The organism is Spongisporangium articulatum, from assembly GCF_044465595.1.
Taxonomy (GTDB): Bacteria; Actinomycetota; Actinomycetes; order Actinomycetales; family Kineosporiaceae; genus Spongisporangium; species Spongisporangium articulatum.
This window is the reverse complement of sequence record NZ_JBITLV010000001.1, coordinates 830009-853672: the sequence shown is the minus strand read 5'-3', so window position 1 is coordinate 853672 and position 23664 is coordinate 830009. Positions and strand designations below refer to the sequence as shown.

At 72.3% G+C, this 23664-nt stretch carries 23 protein-coding genes, 1 tRNA gene and 1 pseudogene; 16 read left to right on the top strand and 9 right to left on the bottom strand.

Annotated features, from left to right (window positions below):
- Positions 1-34 precede the first annotated feature (34 nt).
- The 5 genes and pseudogenes from ACIB24_RS04060 to ACIB24_RS04040 all read left to right on the top strand — a co-directional run bounded on the left by ACIB24_RS04060 (position 35) and on the right by ACIB24_RS04040 (position 6356).
- Positions 35-3223: a BTAD domain-containing putative transcriptional regulator gene (locus tag ACIB24_RS04060; RefSeq protein WP_398275509.1), complete on the top strand. Its 3189-nt coding sequence runs from the start codon at positions 35-37 to the stop codon at positions 3221-3223.
- 140 nt (positions 3224-3363) lie between these two features.
- A complete protein-coding gene (locus ACIB24_RS04055; protein WP_398275506.1) occupies positions 3364-4770 on the top strand; it encodes an FAD-binding oxidoreductase in 1407 nt (468 codons plus the stop codon).
- A 137-nt stretch (positions 4771-4907) separates the two neighbouring features.
- Positions 4908-5198: pseudogene (locus ACIB24_RS04050) on the top strand (type II toxin-antitoxin system VapB family antitoxin); the annotation flags it as partial.
- Positions 5199-5416: 218 nt separating this feature from the next.
- Positions 5417-5929, top strand: a complete 513-nt coding sequence (locus tag ACIB24_RS04045) for a calcium-binding protein (protein WP_398275504.1) — start codon at positions 5417-5419, stop codon at positions 5927-5929.
- Between the two features lie 22 nt (positions 5930-5951).
- Positions 5952-6356: a hypothetical protein gene (locus ACIB24_RS04040; RefSeq protein ID WP_398275501.1), complete on the top strand. Its 405-nt coding sequence runs from the start codon at positions 5952-5954 to the stop codon at positions 6354-6356.
- Here the strand turns inward: ACIB24_RS04040 and ACIB24_RS04035 are convergent, their stop codons facing one another.
- The gene (locus ACIB24_RS04035) at positions 6357-7073 is read right to left on the bottom strand and encodes an alpha/beta fold hydrolase (protein ID WP_398275499.1); all 717 of its coding nucleotides are present in this window, start codon (positions 7071-7073) and stop codon (positions 6357-6359) included.
- A gap of 24 nt (positions 7074-7097) precedes the next feature.
- Between ACIB24_RS04035 and ACIB24_RS04030 the strand changes: the two genes are divergently transcribed.
- Complete coding sequence (locus tag ACIB24_RS04030; protein WP_398275496.1) at positions 7098-7310, top strand: hypothetical protein; 213 nt, start codon at positions 7098-7100, stop codon at positions 7308-7310.
- A gap of 55 nt (positions 7311-7365) precedes the next feature.
- The gene (locus ACIB24_RS04025; protein WP_398275493.1) at positions 7366-7722 is read left to right on the top strand and encodes a nuclear transport factor 2 family protein; all 357 of its coding nucleotides are present in this window, start codon (positions 7366-7368) and stop codon (positions 7720-7722) included.
- Positions 7723-7747: 25 nt separating this feature from the next.
- Here the strand turns inward: ACIB24_RS04025 and ACIB24_RS04020 are convergent, their stop codons facing one another.
- From ACIB24_RS04020 to tadA, 6 genes are all read right to left on the bottom strand, one after another.
- Positions 7748-9064: a glycoside hydrolase domain-containing protein gene (locus ACIB24_RS04020; RefSeq protein WP_398275490.1), complete on the bottom strand. Its 1317-nt coding sequence runs from the start codon at positions 9062-9064 to the stop codon at positions 7748-7750.
- A gap of 93 nt (positions 9065-9157) precedes the next feature.
- Positions 9158-9610: a cupin domain-containing protein gene (locus ACIB24_RS04015; RefSeq protein ID WP_398275487.1), complete on the bottom strand. Its 453-nt coding sequence runs from the start codon at positions 9608-9610 to the stop codon at positions 9158-9160.
- On the bottom strand, positions 9607-10629 hold the full coding sequence (locus ACIB24_RS04010) for an SDR family oxidoreductase (protein ID WP_398275484.1): 1023 nt from the start codon (positions 10627-10629) through the stop codon (positions 9607-9609). Before ACIB24_RS04010 ends, ACIB24_RS04015 begins: the two co-directional genes overlap by 4 nt.
- Positions 10630-10800: 171 nt before the next feature.
- Positions 10801-10887: transfer RNA gene (locus ACIB24_RS04005), tRNA-Ser, on the bottom strand.
- A gap of 127 nt (positions 10888-11014) precedes the next feature.
- On the bottom strand, positions 11015-11668 hold the full coding sequence (locus tag ACIB24_RS04000; protein ID WP_398275481.1) for a DsbA family oxidoreductase: 654 nt from the start codon (positions 11666-11668) through the stop codon (positions 11015-11017).
- An 11-nt stretch (positions 11669-11679) separates the two neighbouring features.
- Positions 11680-12144, bottom strand: a complete 465-nt coding sequence (gene tadA, locus ACIB24_RS03995; protein ID WP_398275478.1) for a tRNA adenosine(34) deaminase TadA — start codon at positions 12142-12144, stop codon at positions 11680-11682.
- Between the two features lie 36 nt (positions 12145-12180).
- Between tadA and upp the strand changes: the two genes are divergently transcribed.
- The 3 genes from upp (at position 12181) to ACIB24_RS03980 (ending at position 13718) form a co-directional block, all read left to right on the top strand.
- Complete coding sequence (upp, locus tag ACIB24_RS03990; RefSeq protein ID WP_398275475.1) at positions 12181-12816, top strand: uracil phosphoribosyltransferase; 636 nt, start codon at positions 12181-12183, stop codon at positions 12814-12816.
- A gap of 127 nt (positions 12817-12943) precedes the next feature.
- Positions 12944-13111 (top strand): hypothetical protein, encoded by a 168-nt coding sequence (locus tag ACIB24_RS03985; protein WP_398275472.1) that lies wholly within the window; start codon positions 12944-12946, stop codon positions 13109-13111.
- A gap of 4 nt (positions 13112-13115) precedes the next feature.
- Positions 13116-13718: a PH domain-containing protein gene (locus tag ACIB24_RS03980; RefSeq protein ID WP_398275469.1), complete on the top strand. Its 603-nt coding sequence runs from the start codon at positions 13116-13118 to the stop codon at positions 13716-13718.
- 10 nt (positions 13719-13728) lie between these two features.
- Here ACIB24_RS03980 and ACIB24_RS03975 read toward each other — a convergent pair whose 3' ends face one another.
- The gene (locus ACIB24_RS03975; RefSeq protein WP_398275466.1) at positions 13729-14493 is read right to left on the bottom strand and encodes a lysophospholipid acyltransferase family protein; all 765 of its coding nucleotides are present in this window, start codon (positions 14491-14493) and stop codon (positions 13729-13731) included.
- Positions 14494-14725: 232 nt separating this feature from the next.
- Between ACIB24_RS03975 and ACIB24_RS03970 the strand changes: the two genes are divergently transcribed.
- The 6 genes from ACIB24_RS03970 to ACIB24_RS03945 are packed head-to-tail and all read left to right on the top strand — an operon-like array spanning position 14726 to position 21831.
- Complete coding sequence (locus ACIB24_RS03970) at positions 14726-15010, top strand: hypothetical protein (protein ID WP_398275463.1); 285 nt, start codon at positions 14726-14728, stop codon at positions 15008-15010.
- A 9-nt stretch (positions 15011-15019) separates the two neighbouring features.
- On the top strand, positions 15020-15397 hold the full coding sequence (locus ACIB24_RS03965) for a hypothetical protein (RefSeq protein WP_398275460.1): 378 nt from the start codon (positions 15020-15022) through the stop codon (positions 15395-15397).
- On the top strand, positions 15394-18354 hold the full coding sequence (locus tag ACIB24_RS03960; RefSeq protein WP_398275457.1) for an ATP-binding protein: 2961 nt from the start codon (positions 15394-15396) through the stop codon (positions 18352-18354). The genes ACIB24_RS03965 and ACIB24_RS03960 overlap by 4 nt, the downstream gene beginning before the upstream one ends.
- Entirely contained in the window at positions 18351-20321 is a 1971-nt protein-coding gene (locus ACIB24_RS03955) for a hypothetical protein (RefSeq protein ID WP_398275454.1), read from the top strand. Before ACIB24_RS03960 ends, ACIB24_RS03955 begins: the two co-directional genes overlap by 4 nt.
- A gap of 3 nt (positions 20322-20324) precedes the next feature.
- A complete protein-coding gene (locus ACIB24_RS03950; protein WP_398275451.1) occupies positions 20325-20819 on the top strand; it encodes a hypothetical protein in 495 nt (164 codons plus the stop codon).
- Position 20820: 1 nt separating this feature from the next.
- Positions 20821-21831 carry a C40 family peptidase gene (locus tag ACIB24_RS03945; RefSeq protein ID WP_398275448.1) on the top strand — a complete coding sequence of 337 codons (1011 nt, stop codon included), beginning with the start codon at positions 20821-20823 and terminating at the stop codon, positions 21829-21831.
- Positions 21832-21970: 139 nt separating this feature from the next.
- Here the strand turns inward: ACIB24_RS03945 and ACIB24_RS03940 are convergent, their stop codons facing one another.
- Positions 21971-23644: an alpha/beta fold hydrolase gene (locus ACIB24_RS03940; RefSeq protein WP_398275445.1), complete on the bottom strand. Its 1674-nt coding sequence runs from the start codon at positions 23642-23644 to the stop codon at positions 21971-21973.
- Positions 23645-23664: the final 20 nt, after the last annotated feature.

Sequence of the window (23664 nt, the reverse complement as noted above, 5' to 3'; positions counted from 1 at the left end):
CGCGCACAGCGGACACACGGTTACGATCCCCACGATGTCCAGCCGCAGGTACCGCGTGCTCGGCGGCCTCGAGGTGATCGAGGAGTCGGGCCGCCTCGAGCTGGGCACCCGCAAACAGCGGGCGCTGCTCGGCGTGCTGCTGCTCGCCGAGGGCCGCGCGGTCAGCACGGACGCCCTGGTCGACGCGATCTGGGGCGACGCACCACCGGACCGGGTCGAGGCCAGCCTGCAGTCGTACGTCTCGATGCTGCGGCGGGCACTCGAACCCGACCGGGCGCCGCGCGCCCCCGCCCAGGTGCTCGTCACCGCGGGCAACGGCTACGCCCTGAAGGCACCGCGGGAGCAGGTGGACGCCTGGCGGTTCGCCGACCTGGTCGAACAGGGTCGCGCGCAGCACGCCGAGGGCGACCTCACGCACGCCAACACCACGCTGCGCAACGCGCTGGCGATGTACGCGCCGTTGCTGCCCGAGTTCGCGGGTGAGGAGTTCCAGGAGGCCTCCGCCCAGCACCTGCAGCGGCTGCACCTGGTCGCGCTAGAGCTCTCCTACGAGGTGCGACTGGCCCTGGGCGAACACCAGGTGCTGGTCGCCGACCTGGAGTCGGCGGTGCAGCGCCACCCCCTGCACGAGGGCCTGTGGGCCCTGCTGGCCGTCGCCCGCTACCGCGCCGGGCGCCAGTCCGACGCGCTGCGCGCCATCGCCGACGCCAAGCGGCTGCTGTCCGAGGAGATCGGCGTCGACCTCGGCCCGCGACTGCGGCAGCTCGAGTCCGACCTGCTGGCGCAGGCCCCGCACCTCGACCCGCCGCGCGTCGTCGAGGACGCGCGCCCGGTGCCCGAGCAGAAGGGCCGGGTGGACGACGTCCGCCACCGTCCCAGCCCCGACGAACCGCTCGTCGGGCGCGGGAACGAGCTAGCCCTGCTGCAGTCCGCGGTGGAGGCCGTCGCCGGCGGCGGGAGCGCGCTGATCCTGGTCGAGGGCGAGCCGGGGGCCGGGAAGACGCGGCTGCTCGAAGAGGCGGTGGCCCGGGCCGACGGGGCGGTGGAGCTGCTGTGGGGGCGGTGCCTCGACGGTGAGGGGGCGCCCAGTCTCTGGCCGTGGGTGCAGGTGATGAACCAGGTGCAGCCGCTGCTGGACCCGGACGTCCGGGAGGCACTGCCGGCCAGTGACCTCGGCCAGGTGTGGATCTCGCGGCGCGAGGTCGTCACCGACAATGCCCTCGCCAGCCGGGTGATCCCCGACGCGGGCGGCCGGTTCCGACTGTTCGACGACGCGGGCCGGCTGATGGAGTCGGTGGCGGCCGACCGGCCGCTGATGATCGTGATCGACGACCTGCAGTGGGCCGACGAGACGTCGCTCGAGCTGTTCGTGCACCTGGCGCAGCGGCGCACCCCCGGCGTCGTCCTGGCCGCCGCGATGCGCGACCGGGCGCCCGGTCCGCACGAGCAGCTGCGCCAGGCGCTGGCCGAGCTGTCGCGGGTGACGTCGCAGCGCCGGATCCGGCTCGGGCCGCTCGGCGGGACGGAGGTCGCGGAGATCATCCGGCGGCAGACCGGTGCGGCCCCGAGCGGCGCCGTCGTCGAGGGCGTCCTGAAGCGCAGCGCGGGCAACCCGTTCTTCGTGCGCGAGCTGTCCCGGCTGCTCACCGACGAGGGCGACCACCCCGGCGGTGAGGTGCCCTCGAGCGTGCGCGACGTCGTCCGGGACCGGGTCGACCGCACCGGTACCCCGACCCGTGAGCTGCTGCAGCTGGCCGCCCTGATCGGTCGCGACTTCTCCCTCGGCCTGCTGGCCCGGGCCGCCGACCTCGACGTCGAGGCCTGCCTCGACCGGCTCGAACCGGCGGTCGAGCTCGGCCTGCTCGGCCAGCCGCCGGACGACCCGTTCTCGTTCCGGTTCGAGCACGACATCGTGCGCGAGTCGATCGCCGAGACGATCACCCCGCTGCGCGTCGTCCGGCTGCACCTGCGGGTGGCCGAGGCCCTCGACGCCCTCGGTGACCGCGCGGACAACGTCGAACGGCTCGCCCACCACCTGTGGTCGGCGGGGCCCCTGGCCGACTCGCACCGCACCGCGCACGCGCTGGTCGAGGCCGCCAAGCGCGCGTCCAACCGGTACGCCTACGAGGCCGCGCAGCGGCACCTCGAGTCGGCCGTGACGATCGCCCGCACCACCGACGACGGCGAGCTGGAGCTCGAGGCCGTGGCCATGCTGACGTCGGTGATCGGCGTGCAGCGCGGGTACGTCGGGGCGGCCGTCGAACTGCTCAAGCGGGGTGAGGAGCTGGCGCGGCGGCTCGGCCACGAACGGCAGGCCGGCTCGTTCCTCTACTCGCTGTGGTCGGCGTACTCCCAGCGGCTCGACCTGGTGCTCAGCGAGCAGCTGGCCGCCCAGATCCGCGACCGGGGCGAGGCCAGCGACGACCCCGTGCTGCAGATGTACGGGTACCACGCCTGGGGCGTGAACGCGTGGGACCACGGCATCATCGGCGTCGCGTACCGGTCGCTGCTCAAGATGGCCGACCAGATGCAGGCCAACCTGGCCGAGGCCGCGCAGAGCAAGGACGTGCTGGCGTTCGACCTGCAACTGCTCTCGCCGGGGTTCCTCGGCTACATGACCGCCCTGCACGGCGACGTCGAGGGCGCCCGCCGACGGTTCGACGAGATGGAGCGCGAGCTCGTCACCGGTCCCTACCCGCTCGTGGTCTGGGGGTCGTTCTCCGCGACGACGGCGGCGCTGGTCGGCGACGCGCAGTGGGCCGTCGAGGTGGGCGAGCGGTGCATCGCCGCCGACCCGCAGATGCAGTTCGTCTTCTTCGGCACCTACCTGCGGATCCAGTACTGGTGGGGCCGCTCCATGCTGGGCGAGGCGGCCGCGGGGTGCGAGCGGGTGCGCGCGCTGATCGACTCGCTGCCCGACGACTCGCCCCGCTCGGGCGAGGCGCACTGGTGGGCCCTGCTGGCCGAGTGCTACCTCGAGGCCGGGCGGCCGGACGACGCCGCCCAGGCGCTCGAGCAGTCCCGGCTGTCGCTGCAGCGGACCGGGCAGATGTACCCCGAGCCCTCCCGGCTGTTCGTGCGGGCGAAATGGCTGCACGCGACCGGCGCCCCGCGCGCCGAGGTCGAGGCGGCACTGGACGACGTGCGCCGCGACGCGACCGAGCGCGAGGCCTTCCTGTTCGTGCAGCGGGCCGACGACCTGCAGAGACGTCTCTTCTCATAGAACTTGCAAGTCGGTTCCAAGTGACCGGCCCCCGGGGACAAGTCGATGCCGGGTGATCCGCAAGAGGGTCCGGCGAGAGTCGGTGGCGACAACGACGAACGCGGTCGCCGCAACCGGCCGCCACCCCTGGGAGAGAACCCGTGAGCATCATCGAGACCCAGCCGACGACCGAGCACCCGGACCAGCTGGAGCTGCTGCGCAACACCGTCCAGGGCCAGGTCTACCTGCCCGGTGACACCGGCTACGACACCACCGTCTCCGGCTTCAACCTGCTCTTCATCCAGCGCCCCCGCATCGTGGTGGCCGCCGCGACCGCCGCGGACGTGTCCGCCGCCGTCCGCTACGCCGCCGCGCTCAACCTGAGCGTCGGCGTCCAGGCCACCGGGCACGGCGGTGCCAAGCCCGCCGACGACGCCCTGCTGATCCACACCGGCGCGCTGACCGGCGTCCAGGTCGACCCGGCCACCCGCTCGGCCCGCGTCGAGGCGGGCGCCCGCTGGGCCGCCGTCCTCGGCCCGGCCCAGGAGCACGGCCTGGCCCCGCTGCTGGGTTCGAGCTCGGACGTCGGCGCGGTCGGCTACACGCTGGGCGGCGGCTTCGGCTGGCTCGGGCGCCGCTACGGCCTGTGCTCCGACAGCGTGCTGCAGTTCGAGCTGGTCACGCCCGACGGCCGCGAGATCGTGGCCTCGCCGTGGCAGAACGAGGACGTCTTCTGGGCCCTGAAGGGCGGCGGCGGGGGCACCCTCGGCGTCGTGGTGGCCATGACCATCGAGCTCTACCCGGTGGCCGAGGTCTACGCCGGCAACATGCTGTACCCGGCCGCGCAGGCCGGCGAGATCCTGCGCCGGTTCCGCGACTGGGCACCCGGTACGGACGAGAAGCTCACCTCGGCGGTCACGCTGATGCACTTCCCGCCGCTGCCCGACGTCCCGGAACCGTTGCGGGGCAACAGCTTCGTGCTGGTCCGCGGCTGCTGGAGCGGGGACGTGGCCGAGGGTGAGCAGGTCATGTCGTACTGGCGGGACTGGCAGACCCCGGTGATGGACATGTTCGGCCCGATGCCGTTCGCCATGGCCGACATGATCAGCCAGGACCCGACCGACCCGATCCCGGCCGTCGTGTCGAGCGAGTGGTTCGACCAGCTCGACGACGAGGCGATCGACCTGCTCGTGGAGATCTGGACGCCCAAGCCGGGCCAGCCGCCGCTGCTGCTCCTGGCCGAGGTCCGCAACGCGGGCGGGGCCATCCGGGCCGGGGCGTCGGTGGCCGTGAACGACCGCGGCCGCTCCGGTGAGTTCCTGCTGGAGATGATCGGCGTGCCGTTCGCGCCCGACCTGGTGCCCGCCGTGTACGGCCACATCGCGCAGGCCCGTGAGCTGCTCGCGCCCTACGTGAACGGCGCGACGTACCTCAACTTCACCGAGGGCGCCGAGAAGCAGGACCGCACGGCGGCCGCGTTCAGCGACGAGCACCGGGCCCGGCTGGTCTCGGTGAAGCGCTCGCTGGACCCGGACAACCGGTTCTCGCACGGTTTCGACGTCCGGTGACGGATCTGACCCTGGAGCGCGGGGCCGCGTCCGACCTGGCCCGGCCCCGCTTCCACCCGCTGGTGCGGACCGTGCGTCACTCCCCACGGGGAGTGACGCCGGTTCGCACCACTGGTGGTGGCTCCTACAATCTCCGGGTGATTTTCAAAGCGGTGGGGGACGGCCGGCCGTATCCGGAGCACGGGTACGCGACGCCCAAGCAGTGGGCCGGGGTCGCCCCGCGCCAGGTGCGCCTCGACGAGCTGGTCACGACCAAGCGCACGCTGGACCTCGACGCCCTGCTCTCGGAGGACTCGACCTTCTTCGGCGACCTGTTCGCGCACGTCGTGCAGTGGAAGGACACGCTCTACCTGGAGGACGGCCTGCACCGCGCCGTACGGGCGGCCCTGGCCCAGCGGCCCGTGCTGCACGCCCGGGTACTGGTGCTGGCCGACGAGCCGGCGGACGCGCCGGCGGACGGGCCGGCGGACGACGCCCCGCGGGTCATCGACGTCGCCTCGGCCGAGGCTCCGGCGGAGGAACCGGCCGACTGACCCCCGGCGGGCCGGATGAGAGGCCTCTCACCGGACTCTCCCGGGATGCTCACGCGGCACCGGTGAGGTGGGACCAGATCGAGGAACCCACCCCCCTCCCGAGGAGATCGACCATGAAGCGCGCACTGATCGCCGTCCCCCTGCTCGCCCTCCCGCTGGCCCTGGGCGGCGCCGGCGCCCTGGTGCTGGCCGGCCCCGCCCAGGCCGCGACGACCTACACCTGCGACGGCGTGAAGGCCACGATCGTCGGCACCAGCGGCGCCGACGAGATCGAGGGCACCAGCGGCCGCGACGTGATCGTCGGGCTCGGCGGCAACGACGAGATCGACGGCAACGGCGGCAACGACCTGATCTGCGGCGGCTCCGGTCACGACGAGATCGAGGGCGGCTCCGGCAAGGACGTCGTCTACGGCAACAGCGGCAACGACGAGATCGACGGGGACTCCGGCGCCGACAAGCTGTACGGCGGCAAGGGCCACGACGAGATCGAGGGCGGCTCCGGCGCCGACAAGCTGTGGGGCAACAGCGGCAACGACCTGCTGGAGGGCAACTCCGGAAGGGACACGCTGTCCGGCGGCTCCGGCCGCGACCGGGTCTACCAGGGCAGCGAGCCTGACTGGGATTGATACCTCCGGGTAGGTTGGCCCGATGTCCAGGACCGCACGGCCGGCCGTCGTCACCTCGGTGGCGGCGGCCGTCGCGCTGTCCGCCCTTCTGTCCGGGCTCCTCGCCGGATGCGGGGGCGGGTCCTCGGCGGCCGGGCCGTCGGCGCCCGCCCTGGTGGCCGGGGCGACCTGCCCGACGTCGGCGCAGTTCGTGGACCTGACCGGCAGCGCACTGGCCGGGCAGGGGACGCCGACCGTCACCTCGACCGCGTGCGCGGGCCGGTGGGCCGCGGCCCGGTTCGAGCTGAAGGAGGGCCTCGAGGGGCGGGTCGCCCTGCAGTGGTCCGGGTCGTCGTGGACGACGGTGCTCGTGGACGGCGCGGACGGCACGTGCCCGAAGACGGTCAGGACGGCGCCCGAGAAGGTCCGGGGCGTCCTCGGCTGTTGATCAGCCCGGCAGCGCACCGATCGCGCGGGCGGCCCGCAGCAACGCGGAAGTCACCTCGGACGGACGGCTGAGGGCCGCCAGATGTCCGCCGGGGACGACGTCCGGCTCGACTCCGAGCCGTTCCCGAGCCACGCGCGCCTGGAACGCCCGCGGGAAGAACCGGTCGTCGGCCGCGCTGACCACGCGCACGGGAAGGTCGGGCCAGCCGGGGAAGGGCGCTGCGAAGACGCTGCCGGACTGCGGGCGCGCACCGTCTGTGGTCGCGGCCCGCACGGCTTCGGGCACGTCGTGCAGGAAGTAGGTCTCGACGTCGAAGGCCGGATCGCCCGGGCCCGCCGCCGGGACGCGGCCCTCGCGCCGGTCGTGAGCGGCCATGGCCGCCCCCTGGCCGGTCGCCTCCCACCACTCGCCCGCGGATTCGCCGGCCCGGGGCACCATCCCGTTCAGGAGGACGACGCCGGCGGCCCCCAGTCGGCCCGCGGCCGTCGGCGCGCTGAACGCACCCAGGGACTGCCCCACGACCAGCAACGGACCGTCGCCCGAGATCTGCTGACCGGCGTCCACCACGAGGTCGACGTACTCGGGCAGACCGAGGGCGGGATCGTCGGCGGGCAGGTCGACGGCCACGGCCCCGTGGCCCGCGGCGCGCAGGGCGTCGACGACGAGATACCAGTACGAGGCCGCACCCCCGGCCCCCGGAACGAGGAGCGTGCGCACGCTCCAGACACTAGCCTGGGCGCGGTGAAGCTGACGTTGGCGAGCCTGCTGCTGTGCGCGGCGGCCGTCGGGGGGCTGTGGTGGTACGAGGGCCACCGGGACCAGTGCAGCACGCAGGGTTTCGGGATCATGAGTTCGGTGCAGTACTGCCAGAGACCGGACGGCAGCGTCTACCTGGTCACGCCCTCGCCGACACCCCCGGCGCCCGACCCTTCCGAGAGCGCGGAGGCCACGTGAGCGACGAAGGAGCGAACTCCTCGACGCTGCGCGCGCGAGCGGCGAGGAACGAGCCGTGAGTGCTCTGACCGCGTGGATCGACGGCTACCTCGTCGCGTGGAACACCAATGCCGCCGACGACATCCGGCGGCTGTTCACCGCGGACGCCGAGTACCGGACCGAGCCGTACGCCGCGCCGTGGGTGGGCCACGAGGCGATCGTGAACGGGTGGCTGGCCCGGCCCGACGACCCGGGCGACACGTCGTTCGAGTGGAACCGCGTCACCGTCGACGGCGACCTGCACGTGATCACCGGGACGACCCGGTACGCGGCCGAGCAGCTGACCTTCAGCAACCTCTGGCTGGTGCGGCTGACCCCTGAGGGCCGGTGCTCCAGCTTCACCGAGTACTGGATGGAGCACCCGCGCGACTAGGGAGACACACCCTCGCGACCGACGATCACACGCAGCGCGGAACGGGCTTCGTGTACGTCGTGTTGCTGGCGTTGGCCACGTAACGGTCGGTCACGTAGGTGTCGCCCTCGAGCCGGTTCCAGACCTTGGTGTCGCCGACCTTCGACCCACTGGTCTGGCACTTCACCCAGGCCAGGGCGCCCGGCTGGAGCGTGCCCTTCGACGTACCGCTCGACTTCGGCGTAGCGCGCTTGGTCAGGTAGTCGGTGGCGCTGACCTGGAACGGAAAATAGCACCGCGGTAGGGCTTTCGCGTAGCCCGTGTCCCCGGGCGTGTTCACGAACCAGTCGTTGACCCAGCTGCCGTCGGCCAGCCGGTCCCAGACCGTCGTGCCGTGGTGCGAGGCGCCGGCGCTCTGGCAGACCACGTCCACCGGCGAGCCCTGGGTGAGCAGACCCTTGTCGTCGCCGGTCGTCCGGAACGTCGACCGCTTGTGGGTGTCGCCGTACTGCGTGGTGTACCGCTGGGCGACGGTCGCCACCGCGGTGTCCAGGCTGTCGCTGTCGATGGTGAGGCTGACCCCGCCGTAGGTGGTCTTGTGGTCGCCCAGGTACTGCTTGGCCCGCTGGTGCGTGGCCCAGTTCTTGCCGGACACGCCGCTCCAGCCGGTCAGGCCCTTCTTGCCGTCCCAGCGGGCCACCCAGAGCAGGTCGGGCCGGGCGTACTTGGTCGACGTGTAGACCGCGTCGAGGTGCTGGGCGCCGTGCAGGAGGTTCATGTAAACCCCTGACAGGTAACCCTTCTGATGTACGGCCTTGGTGAACCCGGAGACGTAGCGGCGCACGCCCACCCGGCAGTCGAGGTCACCGTCGAAGTGCTCGACGTCCAGGTAGATCGGGCTGCCGGCCAGCAGCCCCAGCCCCTGCAGCTCCGCGACGGCACCCGCCCCGTCGGTGCCGCCCTGGGTCGTGGCCTTCGAATAGCTGATCTTCGGCTTGTTGCCCGTGTAGCAGGAGGCCTGGCGGCCGACGTAGATCGGGATGATCTTCCAGCCCATCGCCGTGACCTGCTGCACCCAGAGCTGGTTCAGGTTCGGCTGCGCCTGGCAGGCCGTCGCGAGCCCCAGCCCGCCGACGTAGATGCCGACCGCGCGGTACGGGCTCGCCAGCCACGCCTGCATGGTCGCGACCGTGGGGGCGGTGCAGGTGTCGAACGCCAGTCCCTTGAAGTGGTTGGCCACCCCGGCGGTCGGGTAGCTGATCGCGGTCGCCGGTTCCGCCTGCGCGGCGGGCGCGACCGCCACCCCGGCGGCCCCGGTGAGCAGGCCGAGCCCGAGCACGGCGACGAGCATCCTGCGGTACATGAGAATCCCCCGGCTGTTCTGGGACGCGGGCGGGCCCGCGCGCACGGCCATCATGCCCGCCCCCGCCGCCCGTGTCACCGGTTCGGGGGGTGCCTAGAGCGGTCGGCGCATCCGCTCGACGATCTCCTGCAGCTGCTGGTCACTGGTCCAGTCGGTGCCCTCGGGCGGCGGGTGACCCCACGGCATGTCCCGGCGGAAGACCTCCACGAGTTCGCCGTCCACCCGGTAGTAGTGCCCGATCCCGTAGGCGGTGACCGTCTCGACCACGGACTCCTCGACGACCCGGAACCCGTGCGGCACGCCCGGTCCGACCACGGCGACGTCGTCCTTCTCCAACCGCCGGGTCTCCTCCCCCACCCGGACCTGCACCTCACCCTTGACCACGCGCAGGACCTCGTCACCGTCGTGCACGTGCAGCGGGCCCACGTCGCCGGGCAGCAGCCGGGCCACGATCACCATCAGGTCGCGCAGGCCGTTGTGCCGGCCCGCGACGACGGCGAACCCCGGACGGTTCTTGGGCGGCGGGCCGAAGCTGACGAAGGTCACCCCTTCACCAGCCCGTGCTCGCGCAGGCTCTCGGCGGTGGCCACCAGGGCGTCGGCGTTCGACCGGGGCCGCCAGCCGAGCAGGTCCCGAGCCTTGGCCCCGGTACCGCTGCGCGGGCGCCCGAGCTCGGACAGGAGCGGGCGCAACGACCCGTCGACCAGCGACGCCGCCCGCACCAGCCAGTTGGGCAGCTCGCGGGTGGGGATGCGCCGCCCGGCCGGGCCGAGCCGTTCCTTCAGGGTCAGGGCCATGTCCTTGACGCTCATCCAGTCGCCGGCGGCCGCGAGGAACCGTTCGCCCGCCGCGGCCGGGTCGGTCATCGCGCGCAGGTGCAGGTCGGCGACGTCCCGGACGTCGACGACCCCGAAGGTCAGCTGCGGCAGGCCGGGCATGCTGCCGTCGAGCAGGCGCCGGACCAGTTGGACCGAGGTCGAGAGGTCCGGCCCCAGCACGGGCCCGAACACGGCGACCGGGTTGACGGTGGCCAGCTCCACCTTCGTCGTCCGGGCGAAGTCCCAGGCAGCTTGCTCCGCAAGGGTTTTCGACTTCGCGTAGGCGCTGATCACGCCGCGCGGGTCGGACCAGTCGCGCTCGTCGAGCGGCCGGCCCGCCGGGATGGCGCCGTACCCGATCGCCGCGAAGGACGACGTGAGCACCGTCCGCCGGGCCCCCGCGGCGTGGGCGGCGCGCAGCACCCGCAACGCTCCCTCGCGGGCCGGCACGATGAGTTCGTTCTCGTCCTTCGGCGCGCGCAACGGGAACGGCGACGCCACGTGCAGCACGTAGTCGCAGCCGGCCGCGGCCTCGTCCCACCCGTCGTCCACGAGCAGGTCGGCCCGGGCCACGTCCAGGTCGGTGGTGTCGGCGCCCGCCGAGGCGAGCAGCCCGCGCAGTTCCGGTTCCCGCCCGAGCGAGCGGACCGTCGTCCGGACGCGGTACCCCTGGGCGAGCAGCTGGACGATGCAGTGCGAGCCGATGAACCCCGACCCGCCGGTCACCAGGACCCGTTCGCCCGCCATGGGCCCGACCCTAGGACCTCAGCCTGAGGCCCGCGCGATGGATCACTGGCTGTCGGGGAAGATCACGGATTTCGCGATCTTCGGGCCTGCGAGGGGCGGATTCCGTAGCCGAGAGCCGTCGCTCATGAGTAGGGCCCCCAAGCGCTCTGCGCTGGGGGCCCCTCTCATGAGCGGTGGCGGAGGGATTTGAACCCTCGGTGGACTTGCGCCCACAAACGCTTTCGAGGCGTTCTCCTTAGGCCGCTCGGACACGCCACCGTGGGCGAGCTTAGCGAACCAGGGGCTCCGATCCCGAATCGGTGCCGAGTGTGACGCTGGTGCGCCGGAATGGCCTCTCTGACGCCGAGTGCTGTGCACCGGCGTCACACTCGGCGAGCCGGCGACGTCAGCGCTGGGCGGCCCAGGCCTGACCGAGCGCCTGCCGGAAACCCTCGAGCGGCTGGGCGCCGCTGACGCCGAAGACCTGCGCCTCGCCGTCCAGGTCGCCGAGCACGAAGAACGGGACGCCGTTCACCCCGACGGCCGACGCACGGGCCTCGTCGGAACGCACCTCGGCGGCGAACTCCTCCGAGCCCAGCACGTTCTCGACGGCCTCGGTGGGCAGCCCGACCGACACGGCCAGGGGCAGCAGCGACGCCGCGTCGAACACGTTGCGGCCCAGCCCGAAGTGCTCGTGCCAGATGGCGTCGCGCAGCTCGTCGCGCAGGCCCTTCGCGGCGGCCAGGTGCAGTACGCGGTGGGCGAGGAAGGTGTTGCCGATCGGCCGCTCCGGCACGTACTCCAGGCCCTCGGCCTCGGCCTGGGCGGCCACCCGCTGCTCCATGGCCAGGATCTGCTCGCGGGACCCGCCGTACTTGCGGGCCAGCATCTCCAGGTTCGAGCCGCTCACCTCGGTCGGCGCGGAGGCGTCGAGCTCGAACGACCGGTGCTCGACCTGCACCGACGAACCGTGCTCGAAACCCTCCACCGCCTTCGAGAACCGGGCCAACCCGACGTAGCACCACGGACAGGTGATGTCGCTCCACACCTCGACGCGCACGGACTTCTCCCTCAGGACTCTCGGTGACCTGCGAAGAACGACCGCAACAGGTCGCCGCATTCCTGCTCGCGCACACCACCCGTCACCTCGACCCGGTGGTTCAGCCGGCGGTCGCGGACGACGTCGCGCACCGACCCGGTCGCCCCCGCCTTCGGGTCCCACGCACCCAGCACGAGGCGGGGCACCCGGGCCAGCAGCAGGGCACCGGCGCACATCAGGCAGGGCTCGAGGGTGACGACCAGGGTGCAGCCGTCCAGCCGCCAGGTGCCCAGGGACGACGCCGCTCGCCGGAGCGCGAGGACCTCGGCGTGCGCGGTGGGGTCGGCGAGCGCTTCGCGCTCGTTGTGGCCGCGCCCGACCGCCCGGCCGGCGTCGTCCACCACCACCGCGCCGACCGGCACGTCACCGGAGGCGAGACACAGCCGCGCCTCCTCGAGCGCCAGCCCCATCCACTCGTCGTCCACGCGGCTCAGCATTCCAGGCGACACATAGCGCGAGTACGGTGCGATCGCATGGAGCTGCTTGTCGCCGACCACCCGCTGGTCTCCCACAAATTGACCACCCTGCGCGACGAGCGCACCGACTCCCCGACGTTCCGGCGACTGGCCGACGAGCTGGTCACGCTGCTCGCGTACGAGGCGACGCGGGACGTGCGGGTGGAGCCGGTCGAGGTGACGACGCCGGTGGCCGCGACGACGGGGGTGCGGCTGTCGTCGCCGCGGCCGCTCGTCGTCCCGATCCTGCGGGCCGGGCTGGGCATGCTCGACGGGATGACCCGGCTGATCCCGACGGCCGAGGTCGGGTTCCTCGGCATGATGCGCAACGAGGAGACCCTCGAGGCGGTCGTCTACGCGAACCGGTTGCCGGACGACCTGACCGGGCGGCAGGTGTACCTGCTCGACCCGATGCTGGCCACGGGCGGGACGCTGGCGGCGGCCATCCGGCTGATGCTCGAGCGCGGGGCGACCGACGTGACGGCGGTGTGCCTGATCGGGGCGCCCGAGGGGGTCGCCGCCGTGCGGGAGGCGGTGGGCGACGCGCCGGTGCAAATCGTGCTGGGTGGCCTGGACGAGAGGTTGAATGAGGTCGGCTACATCGTTCCGGGGCTCGGAGACGCGGGCGACCGGCTCTACGGCGTGGTCTCTTGACCCATTTGCAGTAGTCTCTGCCTCAGGTTGAGGTTGAGCGTAGCCATGCGTGACATCTCGGCCACGGAACCAACATACTTGGTACCAAGTCGGGCAAGACCCCCTGAGCGGCCGCTGGGAGGCCTACGTGGTTAAGGCAAGGCGCGTCCTCATCTGGATCCTCCTGGCGTTCGCGATCTATGCGGTCTTCAAGAGCCCGAACCAGTCAGCGGAGGTCGTGGGCAACGGCTGGGATCAGGTGAAGCTCGGCATCGGGCAGATCTTCGACTTCTTCAACTCGTTGATGAATACGTGACGTCATGGCCGCCCGCGCGCACCCCGACGTACCGAAAGAGCTCGACCGGTACCTGATCCCGAGCGAACAGATCATCTTCGAGATCCGGCGGCACAAGATCCTCCTGGCCGAACCGTTCCTCTCGACGGTGCTCGCGTTCGTGCTCGCGCTGATGGTCGACAACTGGCTCAACGGCTCCGCCCCCGTGCTGCGCAACATCATGTACGGGTTGGCGCTCGTGGTCCTCGCGCGCTTCGTCTACAAGTGGACCGACTGGTACCGCGAGCTGTTCCTGGCCACCGACCGGCGGCTGATGCTGGTGTACGGCATCTTCACCCGCAAGGTCGCGATCATGCCGATGTCCAAGGTCACGGACATGCGCTACGACCGGACGATCCCCGGCCAGGTGTTCGGGTACGGCAAGTACATCCTGGAGAGCGCCGGTCAGGACCAGGCCCTGTCCGTGATCAACTTCGTGCCCGACCCGGACCGGCACTACCAGGAGATCTCGGCGGTCATCTTCGGGTCGGGGGCCGGCCGGGACAGCCGGACGGGCATGGTCTCCTCGGGCTCCGGCGGTGCGCTGCCCGTGAACGAGCCCGAGAACCTCTGGTGGAACCGCAAGTAGGGCGCGACTCCTACTTGTCGCGGCCGCGACCGGCGGCGTCTTCGGCGTCCATGACCGCCGCCTCCTCCGGGGTCGGCGCCGCGCCACCCAGGTAGGCCGGCAGCCACCAGCGGTCGGCCTCGTTCTTCGGCTGCTGCGGGTAGTTCCGCTGCAGGCCTTCGAGCAGTTCGCCGATGCGGGTCCTCATGGTGTCGGCGAGGTCGTTCGCGTCGGCGCCCGCGGGCGTCTCGATCGGCTTGCCCACCGCGATGGAGATGGCCTTGCCCCGCGACCAGTCGGGCTTGCGCTTCTTGGTGAAGATCCGGTGCCCGCCCCACAGCGCGACGGGGATCAGCGGCACCTCGGCGGCCTGCGCCATCCGCGCGGCCCCGTTCTTCATGTCCTTGAGGACGAAGCTGCGCGAGATGGTGGCCTCCGGGAAGATGCCGACGACCTGACCGCCACGCAGCCGGGCCACCGCCTCCTCGTACGACGCGGCGCCTGCGGCCCGGTTCACCGGGATGTGGTGCATGCCGCGCATCAGCTGCCCGGCCACGGGCTTGTGGAACACCGCGTCCTTGGCCATGAACCGGACGAGACGCTTGCTCGGCCGGGCCGCGAGCCCCACGAAGATGAAGTCCAGGAACGACTGGTGGTTGCTGGCCAGGACCGCGCCGCCCGCGCGCGGGATGTTCTCGCCGCCCTGCACGTCGATCTTCAGCCCGAGGCCGAAGAACATCGTGTACGCGAGGCCGAGGATCGGCGGGTAGACGATGTCGCGCAGTCCGTCGCTCATGCCCGGGAGATTAGCGCCCGCCGAAACCTGTGGATCGTGACGTACGGCGCGTCGCGCCCGTACGGGGGGCAACCGGTCAGTAGCCTTGTACGGGCACGAAATGGGCAGACGCGTCGTCCGCAGTGCTCGCGAGAGGGTTGACGGCGGGCAGTGTTGCGACGTACACCCATTTCGGGCACTTTTGGTGTTTGTGGAGTGACGCAGGGTTAGACCTCACGGAGCGAGGTAGTACATGTCGGGCATGACCGCGACCGCGATGGCGGTACTCAGCGCGGCCAAGAACGACGACTCGCCGAACTTCAACGCCAACGGCCTCGTCGAGTGGGGCGTCAAGAACATCATCCCCGTGGTGCTGCTGATCATCGGCATCGGCATCATCGCCTCGGCCCGTAAGGGGCGCATCAGCGACAACGCCAACACCATCACCAACGTCGTGCTGGGCATGAGCGTCATCGCCGGGGCGGGAGTTCTCTTCGTCTTCGCCGGGCAGCTGACGGATCTGGCGTTCGGAAGCTGACCAATGCGGGTGGCCCCAGATGACGAGGTCTACCGCGTCAACACGGTGTGGCTCGGGCCGTCGGGCCTGACCTTCCCCTGGACGGCGCGCTACCTCGCCTACGCGACGTGGTTGATCGTCTTCCTGCTCATCCTGCTGGTCGAGGCGCTCACCCCGCTGACCGTGCACGTGCCGCCGGTCTGGGAGCTGTGCATCGCGACGCTGGCCACCTACGGCGTGATGGGCTTCGTCGACCACGAGCGCCCGATCACCGCCGTCTGGCAGACGTTCATGGCCGACCTGCGCGCGCCGCGCGCCGACGACCGCACCCGCAAGTACCGGGCCCGCGGGTCGGTGCGCGTCCACGAGGGCCGCACGGCGTCCCGGGCGAGGCGGGCCAAGGGATGAGGCTGCGCCGCGACCGGAACACGCCTGCCGCCCGCGAGGCCCGCGAGCTGACCGTCACCTCGCTCGCGCTGCGCTCGATCGAGTCGAACCTGGCCTTCACCGACTCCGCCACGTGGGCCTGGTTCGCGCTGCCGACGCAGCGCTGGGCGTTCCGGGCGGACGGCGAACGCCTGAACCTGGTCACCGACCTCGCCGGCCGCCTGGCCGGGCTCTCGGGCCGGCGGCTGCACCTGCGGGTCACGTCGCGCCCCTACCCCGCCGCGGCCTGGGCCCGCCAGCTGGACGCCGACACGTACGACCCGCTGCCCGGCGTCCCGGGCGAGACCTGGGCCGACCACCTGGTGCGGGCCCAGCAGCACGTGCGCGCCTCCACGCTGGCCGAGAAGGAGGTCTACCTCGGTGTCCTCATCGGTGAGCGTTCCGGGATGGCCGCGGCCACCGAGAAGCTGCTGCGCCGGCCGGGCAACGCCGAGATCGACCGGGTCCGCCGGGAGGCCGCGCTGGTGCTGGAGACGGTCGCCGGGCCGGGCATGGAGGGCCGCCCGGTCAGCGCGCGCGAGCTGGAGTGGCTGCTGCGCCGCTCGCTCGGGCTCGGCCTGCCCGCCCCCGGTGCGCTGTCGCCGGCCCAGAGCGAGAACTGGCTCACGGAAGACCTGCACGAGCTGACCGAGGGCGTCGTGCACGAGGCGGAGCCGTTCGCGCCGACCGTGCGGATCCGCCGCCGCGACCCCTCGGGCGCGGGGCAGGAGCGGCACGTGAGCGTGCTGACCGTCGGGCGGATGGACGAGATCGAGGTGCCCGACCCGGCCAACGACCCGTGGATGGTGCACGCCGACCGGCTGCCGTTCCCGGTCGAGTGGTCGGTGCGGCTCGACGTGCTGGGCGGTGACGAGGCGCTGGACGCCGTGCAGCGCAAGCTGCTGGTGGTGCGTGACATGCAGCGCCACTACCGCGACCACGACCTCGACGAACCGCTCGCCCTCGAACGGCAGGCCCGCCAGGCCCGGGCCATCGAGGACCAGATGCAGACCGGCGACGACACGTCCGGCACCCGCGTGCACGGGTGGATGCGGATCGCGGTCAGCGGCGAGACCCAGGAGGAGTGCCTGGAGCACGCCCGGCAGGTGATCGACAGCTACCGCAAGCGCCAGGTGACGGTCGCGCACCCCAAGGGCCAGTACGGCCTGATGCGGGAGTTCGTTCCGGGTGAACCCCTCTCGTCGACCGCGTACCGGCGCCGGCTGCCCGCGTTCTACTTCGCGGCCGGCATGCCGACGGCCTCGTCGCCGCTGGGCGACCGGCGCGGCCCGTACCTCGGGCACACCGCAGCGGCCTCGCGCCGGGCCGTCATGTTCGACACCCACTTCGCCACCGAGGTGCGCGAGACCTCCGGCCTGGTGCCGATCGTCGGGGCGCTCGGTTCCGGGAAGTCGGTCCTGGCCGGTCTGATCACGTACGAGGCGGTCCGCCGGGGCATCACCTCGGTCATGCTCGACCCGTCCGGACCGCTGGCCCGGCTCACGGAACTGCCTGAGCTGCGGGCGTTCTCGCGACACATCGACCTGACCACCGCGCCGCCCGGAACGCTGAACCCGTACGCGGTCGTCGTCCAGCCCCGGCCGGAGGACTACGCGGGCGAGCAGGCCTTCGAGGAGGCCAAGACGCTCGCCGCGCAGGACCGCAAGCTGCTCGCGCTCGACGTCGCGACCATGCTCCTGCCGCCCGCGATGGCCAGTCAGCCGCGGACGAGACTGGCTCTCACCGAAGCGATCCGGATGACCCGGGGGGCGCCGTCCACCAGCCTGTGGGCGGTGCTGGAGGCGCTGAAGCGGCAGGACGACGACCACGCGCGCGACATCGCCGCGTTCCTCGGCGACATGGCCGAGATGCCGCTGGCCCGGCTGTTCTTCCCGAACGGGCCCGACAGCGACGACGAACCGGGCCGCGACGACACGGTGCTCACCGTGCTGACCATGCCCGGGCTGTTGCTGCCCCCGAAGTCGGTGCCGCGCGAGCACTGGTCGACCAGCGAGCAGATGGCCGTGCCGCTGCTGCACCTGGCCTCCTGGTACGCGACCCGGACCATCTACGGCCGCTCGCGTTCCGAGCGGAAACTGGTCGCGCTCGACGAGACCCACTTCCTGGGCGAGTGGAGCGCGGGCCGCGCACTGTTCACCCGGCTGGGCCGCGACTCCCGCAAGTGGAACACCTGCGTCCTGGCCGCCTCCCAGAACCCGGCCGACGTGCTGGGCATGGAGGTCTCGAACTTCATCTCGGCGGCGTTCGTCGGGCGGATCGAGGACGAGGCGGTCGCCGCCGACGCGCTGCGCATGCTCCGGGTCCCACCGGGGGTCGGGTACGAGGGCGTCCTGGCCCGGCTGTCGCCGCGCGCCGCGTCCGGAACCCGCTCGGGGCTGCGGGAATTCGTGATGCGAGACGTGGACGGCAACGTCGACCGGATGCGCGTCGACCTCGACCACCTGCCGCACGTCCTGGCGGCGCTCGACACCACGGCCGCTCCGGCGACCGGTTCGATCGAGCTGTCCGACCTGTCCGACCTCCCCGCCGGGTCGCGCGCCGAGGCCCCGGGCCCGTCCGTCGGCGAGCCCGTCGGGTCCGTGGAGCCGGGGCCGGTCGAGATCGTGCGCGAGCCGTCGGTTTCTGCCGCCGAGGCCATACCGACCGGCGCGGCCATCCCCGCGCCGGCCGCGACCGACGTCCCCCCGGTCGACCCGAGCTCCCTGCTGGGTCCCGAGGACTTCGAGCCCGAGGAGCCGCCACCGGCTCCCGCACGTCCCCCGGCCCCCGAGCCGGTCGTCGTCGAGGAGCTGGACGACGACCCGCCCGACTGGGTGCTCGACCTCACCGACGCCGCACAGGCGGCGCGCGACGCCCGCGAGCAGACCGTCGGTACCGGCTGGCCGGCGGGCGAACAGCCCCCCGCCGGGCGAACATGAGACCGCGCCTGAAACGGATCCTGGCCGTCACCACCCTGGTGGCCGCCGGGCTGCTGGCCTCCGCCCCGGCGGCGACCGCGACGGGCGGCGCGGGCGTGCCGGCCGTCGGCGTCCCCGACCTCCTCGGCTGCAAGCAGGCGCCGACCCCCGAGGTGCCGGGCCGCGGCGTCGTCGGGTTCTTCCAGTCCGAACCCGACACCCTGCCGCCGGCCGGTGACCCGTTCGCGAAGAACTCGACCACCACCATCTACGAGCAGTACGGCTACGCCGGGCTGCGCTGGAACACCTACGACCTGGGCTGCGGCCCCGACCTCGCCCGCGCCCCCGACGCGACGGTCGGCACGGCCGTCGCCAACTGGATGATGGGCCTGCCCAAGGCCGCCGTAGCCGCGACCGGCGCCGTCGTCGACGCCGCGTTCTCGCCCGACTTCCTCGGCGTCTTCGACCCGCTCATCGAGACCGTCGTGACGACGCTGCAGGAGACCGTCTTCGAGCAGTGGGCGTTCGTGGTGCTCGCCGCGCTCGGGCTGCTGCTGATCTGGCGGGCGCGCAAGGCGTCACTGGCCTCCTCGGCCGGGGCGATCGGCTGGGCCCTGCTGGTGATGGTGCTGGTCACGATGGTGTTCCGCTGGCCGCTGGTGGCCGGTCACGCCGCCGACGAGACGGTCACCAGCACGCTCGCGGCCGTCACCGGCGGGCTGAACGACCACCGGACCGGCGCCCCGACCGCGGTCACCGGGACGGAGAACGGCGAGGAGTCCGGCCAGCCCGACGCCGCGCTCGAGGCGATCTCGGGCATGCAGGAGGCGCTGCTCTACCAGGCCTGGCTGGGCGGCACGTTCGGCAACGCCGACTCGGCCGTGGCCACGGAGTACGGCCCGACGATCTTCGCGTCGCAGGCGCTGACCTGGCGGGAGGCGGAGGTCCTCAAGACCGACCCCGACCAGGGCAAGAAGATCATCGAGGCCAAGCAGAAGACGTTCGAGGAGACCGCGGCCAAGATCAAGGCGCAGGACCCGGACGCCTACGAGTACCTGACCGGCCAACGCTCCGACTCCCGGGTCGGGTACGCGGTGCTGGCCGGGTTCGCGACGCTGTGCGCGGTGCCGTTCCTGTTCGCCGCGTCGTTGCTGGTGATCGGGGCGCTGGTGATCGTCCGGTTCGGCGTGATGCTGTTCCCCGCATTCGCCACGCTCGGCCTGTTCCCGACCATGCGTTCGCTGGTCACGGGGGTCGGCAGCACGGTCGCGTCGGCGCTGATCAACTCCCTGGTGTTCGGCATCGGCGCCGCCGTGACGGTGCGCGGGATGGGCGTGCTGCTGGCGCCGAGCAGCGCCGTCCCGCCCTGGCTGGCGATCGTGCTGATGCTGCTGCTGACGATCGTCATGTGGGTGGCGCTGCGGCCGTTCCGCCGGCTGACCCAGATGGTCTCGACGGGCCGCAACCACTTCGGTTCGGCGGCCGGTGGCGTCGGCACCGTCACCCGCGGCGCGACCCGCGGCGCCGGGCGCATCCTCGCCGGGGCGGCCAGCGTCTTCCTCGGGGTCTCGGCGGCCAAGGCGGGCGACGGGACCGACGAGGCGGGCGACGGCGCCAAGCGGGTGCCGCAGCGGATCGAGGGGTTCAGCTCCTACGACGGCGGGGCGGGCCGGGCGGCGCTGGCGGGCACCGTGAGCGTCACCGCGGGGTCCGTCAACGTGTCCCAGACCCCGTCGGCGCCGGCGGGTGGGTCCGGCACCGGGTCCGGCACCGAGCGTCCGGCGCCGGTCGCGGCCGAGGGGCGTTCGTCGTCCGGCGACGCCTGGGGTGACGGCACCCGGTTCGAGGGCCGCTCGGGCGGCAGCTGGTTCGACGGTGGGCGCGAGGAGCCGCGCGAGCGGCCGCGGGCCGAGGTCTACGCGAACGACCCCCGGCTCGACGAACCCGACCTCGACGAGGTCTTCCGGCCCGCGGCCCGGCGGTCCTGACCGATGATCGGCCGCGCGGTCCTGTGGGTGTGCCGGTCGCCGCAGCGGCTGGCGATGGTGGTGGTCGTGGTGCTGGCCGTCGTCCTGCTGGGCGGTGGGGCCCTGTTCGGCGGGGGTGGGGACGAGGGCTCCGACGCGGCGACGGCCACCCGGCCGGCGTCCACCGCCGCGACCGTGCCGGACGCCGGACCGTACGTCGGCGCCGCCGTCACCTTCGTCCGGGCCTGGGCCCAGGTCCCGGCCGGGCGGACCGCGCAGCAGTGGCGGGAGACGCTGAAGCCCCTGGTCACCGACGACCTGGCCAAGGCGCTGGCGACCACCGACACGAGCACCCTGCCCGGCGTCCAGCCCTCCGGTGAGCCCGTCGTCCGGTTCGTCTCGCAGACGTCGGCGCTGATCGCCGTCCCCCTGGCCGACGGCAGCAGCGTGCTGGTGACCGTCGTGTCCGACGCGACGTCCACCAAGGTCTCGGACGTGCAGCCCGACGTCGGGGACTGAGATGCACTTCTCGACGCGGGCGAAGCTGCTCGTGCTGGCCGGGTTCGTGGTGCTGGTGCTCGGGGCCGGCCTGGTGATCGTGCCGCTGATGATGGTGATCGGCGCGACCACCACCGACTACGACACCTCGGGTGCGCAGGCCTCGACGTGCCTGACGGTGGGCAACGTGGCCGGACAGACGATCCAGCTGGACGACGGGCAGCTGGCGAACGCCCGGACGATCATCTCCGTGGGCCGCGAGCTCGACGTCCCGGCCCGCGGGCAGGTCGTGGCCGTGGCGACGGCCCTGCAGGAGTCGACGCTGCGCAACCTGGACTACGGCGACCGCGACAGCCTCGGACTGTTCCAGCAGCGGGCCGGGTGGGGCAGCGCCGCGTCCCGGACGGACCCGCGGTCGGCGGCCGAGATGTTCTACACCGGCGGGATGGCCGGTCAGCCGGGGCTGCTCGACATCTCGGGCTGGACGACGATGAGCATCACGGTGGCCGCGCAGGCCGTGCAGCGCTCGGCGTTCCCGAACGCCTACGCACGCTGGGAGTCGCTGGCCGGCGGGCTGGTCGGGTCGGTCGAGCGGGACACCACGTCGCCCGGCTGCTCGGACGTCAGCCTCGTGGGCCTGCCCACCGGCGCGGTCGGGACCATGCTGAAGAACGCACTGGCCCAGCAGGGCGACCCGTACGTGTGGGGGGCCGTCGGGCCGGACGCCTTCGACTGCTCGGGGCTGGTGGTCTGGTCGTGGCGGCAGGCGGGCTACAGGCTGAACGTGCGGACGGCGGCGCAGATGTGGTCGGTCAGCTCGGAGGTGCCGTACGGCGACGAGCAGCCCGGTGACCTGCTGTTCGGGCAGTTCGCCGCCGACGGCCCGCACCACGTGATGATCGTGGTGAAGAAGGGCCTGGCCGTGCAGGCGCCCGAGACCGGTCGGGACGTCGAGCTGACGCACTACTCGTCGAGCTGGGCCCCGGGGTGGAAGCTGGCCCGCTTCGACGCGCGGGCGATGGTGGCCCTGTGAGCAGCCGCAAAAGATGTAGCCGGGTGCCGCCCTGACCCGGCACCCGGCTACGGGCGAGAAACTCGGGGCTCAGGCAAGCCGAGCCGCAAACATTCCCGCCATAGGCAGTATGGACGCAATATCGTCCGCTGGCCACCCGCTACTTCAGCGGCAGGTTCACGTACGACCCCGAGCCGACGACGACGCTGCTGCCCGTGGGGGTGTTGCTGGAGAACGTCACGTCGTCGGTGGAGACCGCGAAGATCAGCTTGTGCCCGGCCGGGACGTCGTAGGCGTTGTACGGGATGGTCACGTCCACGCCGAGCTTCGCACCGGGGGTCGCCCCCGCGTACGTGTAGGGCTTCACGCCGATCACGTACGTCAGCCCGAGCGGCCCCTGCTCCAGCAGGTAGACGAAGACCGACCCCTTGGCCGTGCTCGGGGTCAGGTCGAGGTGGCTGCTGATCGCCCCCCGCAGCTGCAGCTTCTGCGTCAGCTTCGGCCCCTCCCACAGCCCGGTCACGCCCTGGTCGACGCCCTGGAGCAGAACGGTCGTCGGCATGCCGGTGGCCGTCTCGATCCCGCCCTGCGCCATCGGGATGCCGTCCTGCAGCAACAGGTTCCGGCCCTGGCGCAGCCGCTTGCCGTCGGGGCCGGGGGTGTCGGACAGGGTGGTGCGCGTGGTCAGGCCGAGCCAGGCGGAGGACGACGACAGGTACTGCCGCTTCGTCGCCCGGACCGTGAGCCGGTCGTAGCTCTCGAACGGGAACTGCGTGAACAGCTTGGACTCGATCGCGTTCGTCCCGTCCGGGCCGCGCGGGGCGACCCGGAAGGTCGGCCAGGTCCGGGCCACGGTCGAGGTGCCGGCGACGTACGTCTCCATCCAGTCGTAGGCCGACTTCCAGGTCTCGGCCGGGATGCCGAAGCCCTGCGTGAGCTCCGTGGTGGCGTGGTCACCGGGCAGGATGTCGGCGTGCTTCACGCCGGGGTAGGCGTTGAAGAACTCCAGCGTCTGGTCCTCGGGCCAGATGTTCTCGTTCATGTTGGTGCTGGCGAACAGCGGGACCGGGTGCTGGGCCATCAGGTCCAGGTACTTCACCGGTGAGCGCTGGTCGGCGAACGTCTTCATGCCCGGGGTGAAGACGTTGTCGACCATGCTCTGCAGGAACGACTTCAGCTCGGGGGACGGCCGGCCGTTGCGCAGGGCCAGCTGCTGGAGCGCGAGGTTCGCGACGTAGGCGCCGGTGTTGTTGGGGTAGCGCGACTTCCACATGTCGCCCCAGCCCGAGAGCATGGCGACGGCCTTGAACCGCGGGTCCTGCGCGGCGGCGGTGGCGACGAAACCCGCGCCGTAGGAGAGGCCGATGATGCCGACCCGGGCCGGGTCGACGTTCTGCGTGGCCAGCGCCCAGGTCAGCACGTCGGAGGCGTCGGACACGTCGAGGGGGCCGCCGACGTCCATGTACCCGCCCGACTTCCCGAACCCGCGTTCGAGGAAGCTGACCGTGACGAACCCGCGGGCGGCCAGCGGGGCGGTCATCAGGTCGATGTTCGTCTTGTTGCCGTCGAAGGTGGCCGGCGCGACGACGACGGGCCAGCGGGTACCGGCCGGTGGGCTCACCGCCGGCCGCTGGATGCTCAGGTCGAGGGTGACCCCGTCGCGGGCTTTGATCAGGGTCTCGGTCTTCACGACCTCGTACGACGCCGCCCGAGCCGGCGCGGCGGCCAGGGCGACGAGCCCGGCACCGGCCAGGGCCAGGACGGGGACCAGTGCGGCGGACAGGTGCGGGCGGACGCTCAAGGGCGGGCTCTCCTCGCGACGCAGGTCGGGCACGTCGAACACTCGGGGAACGG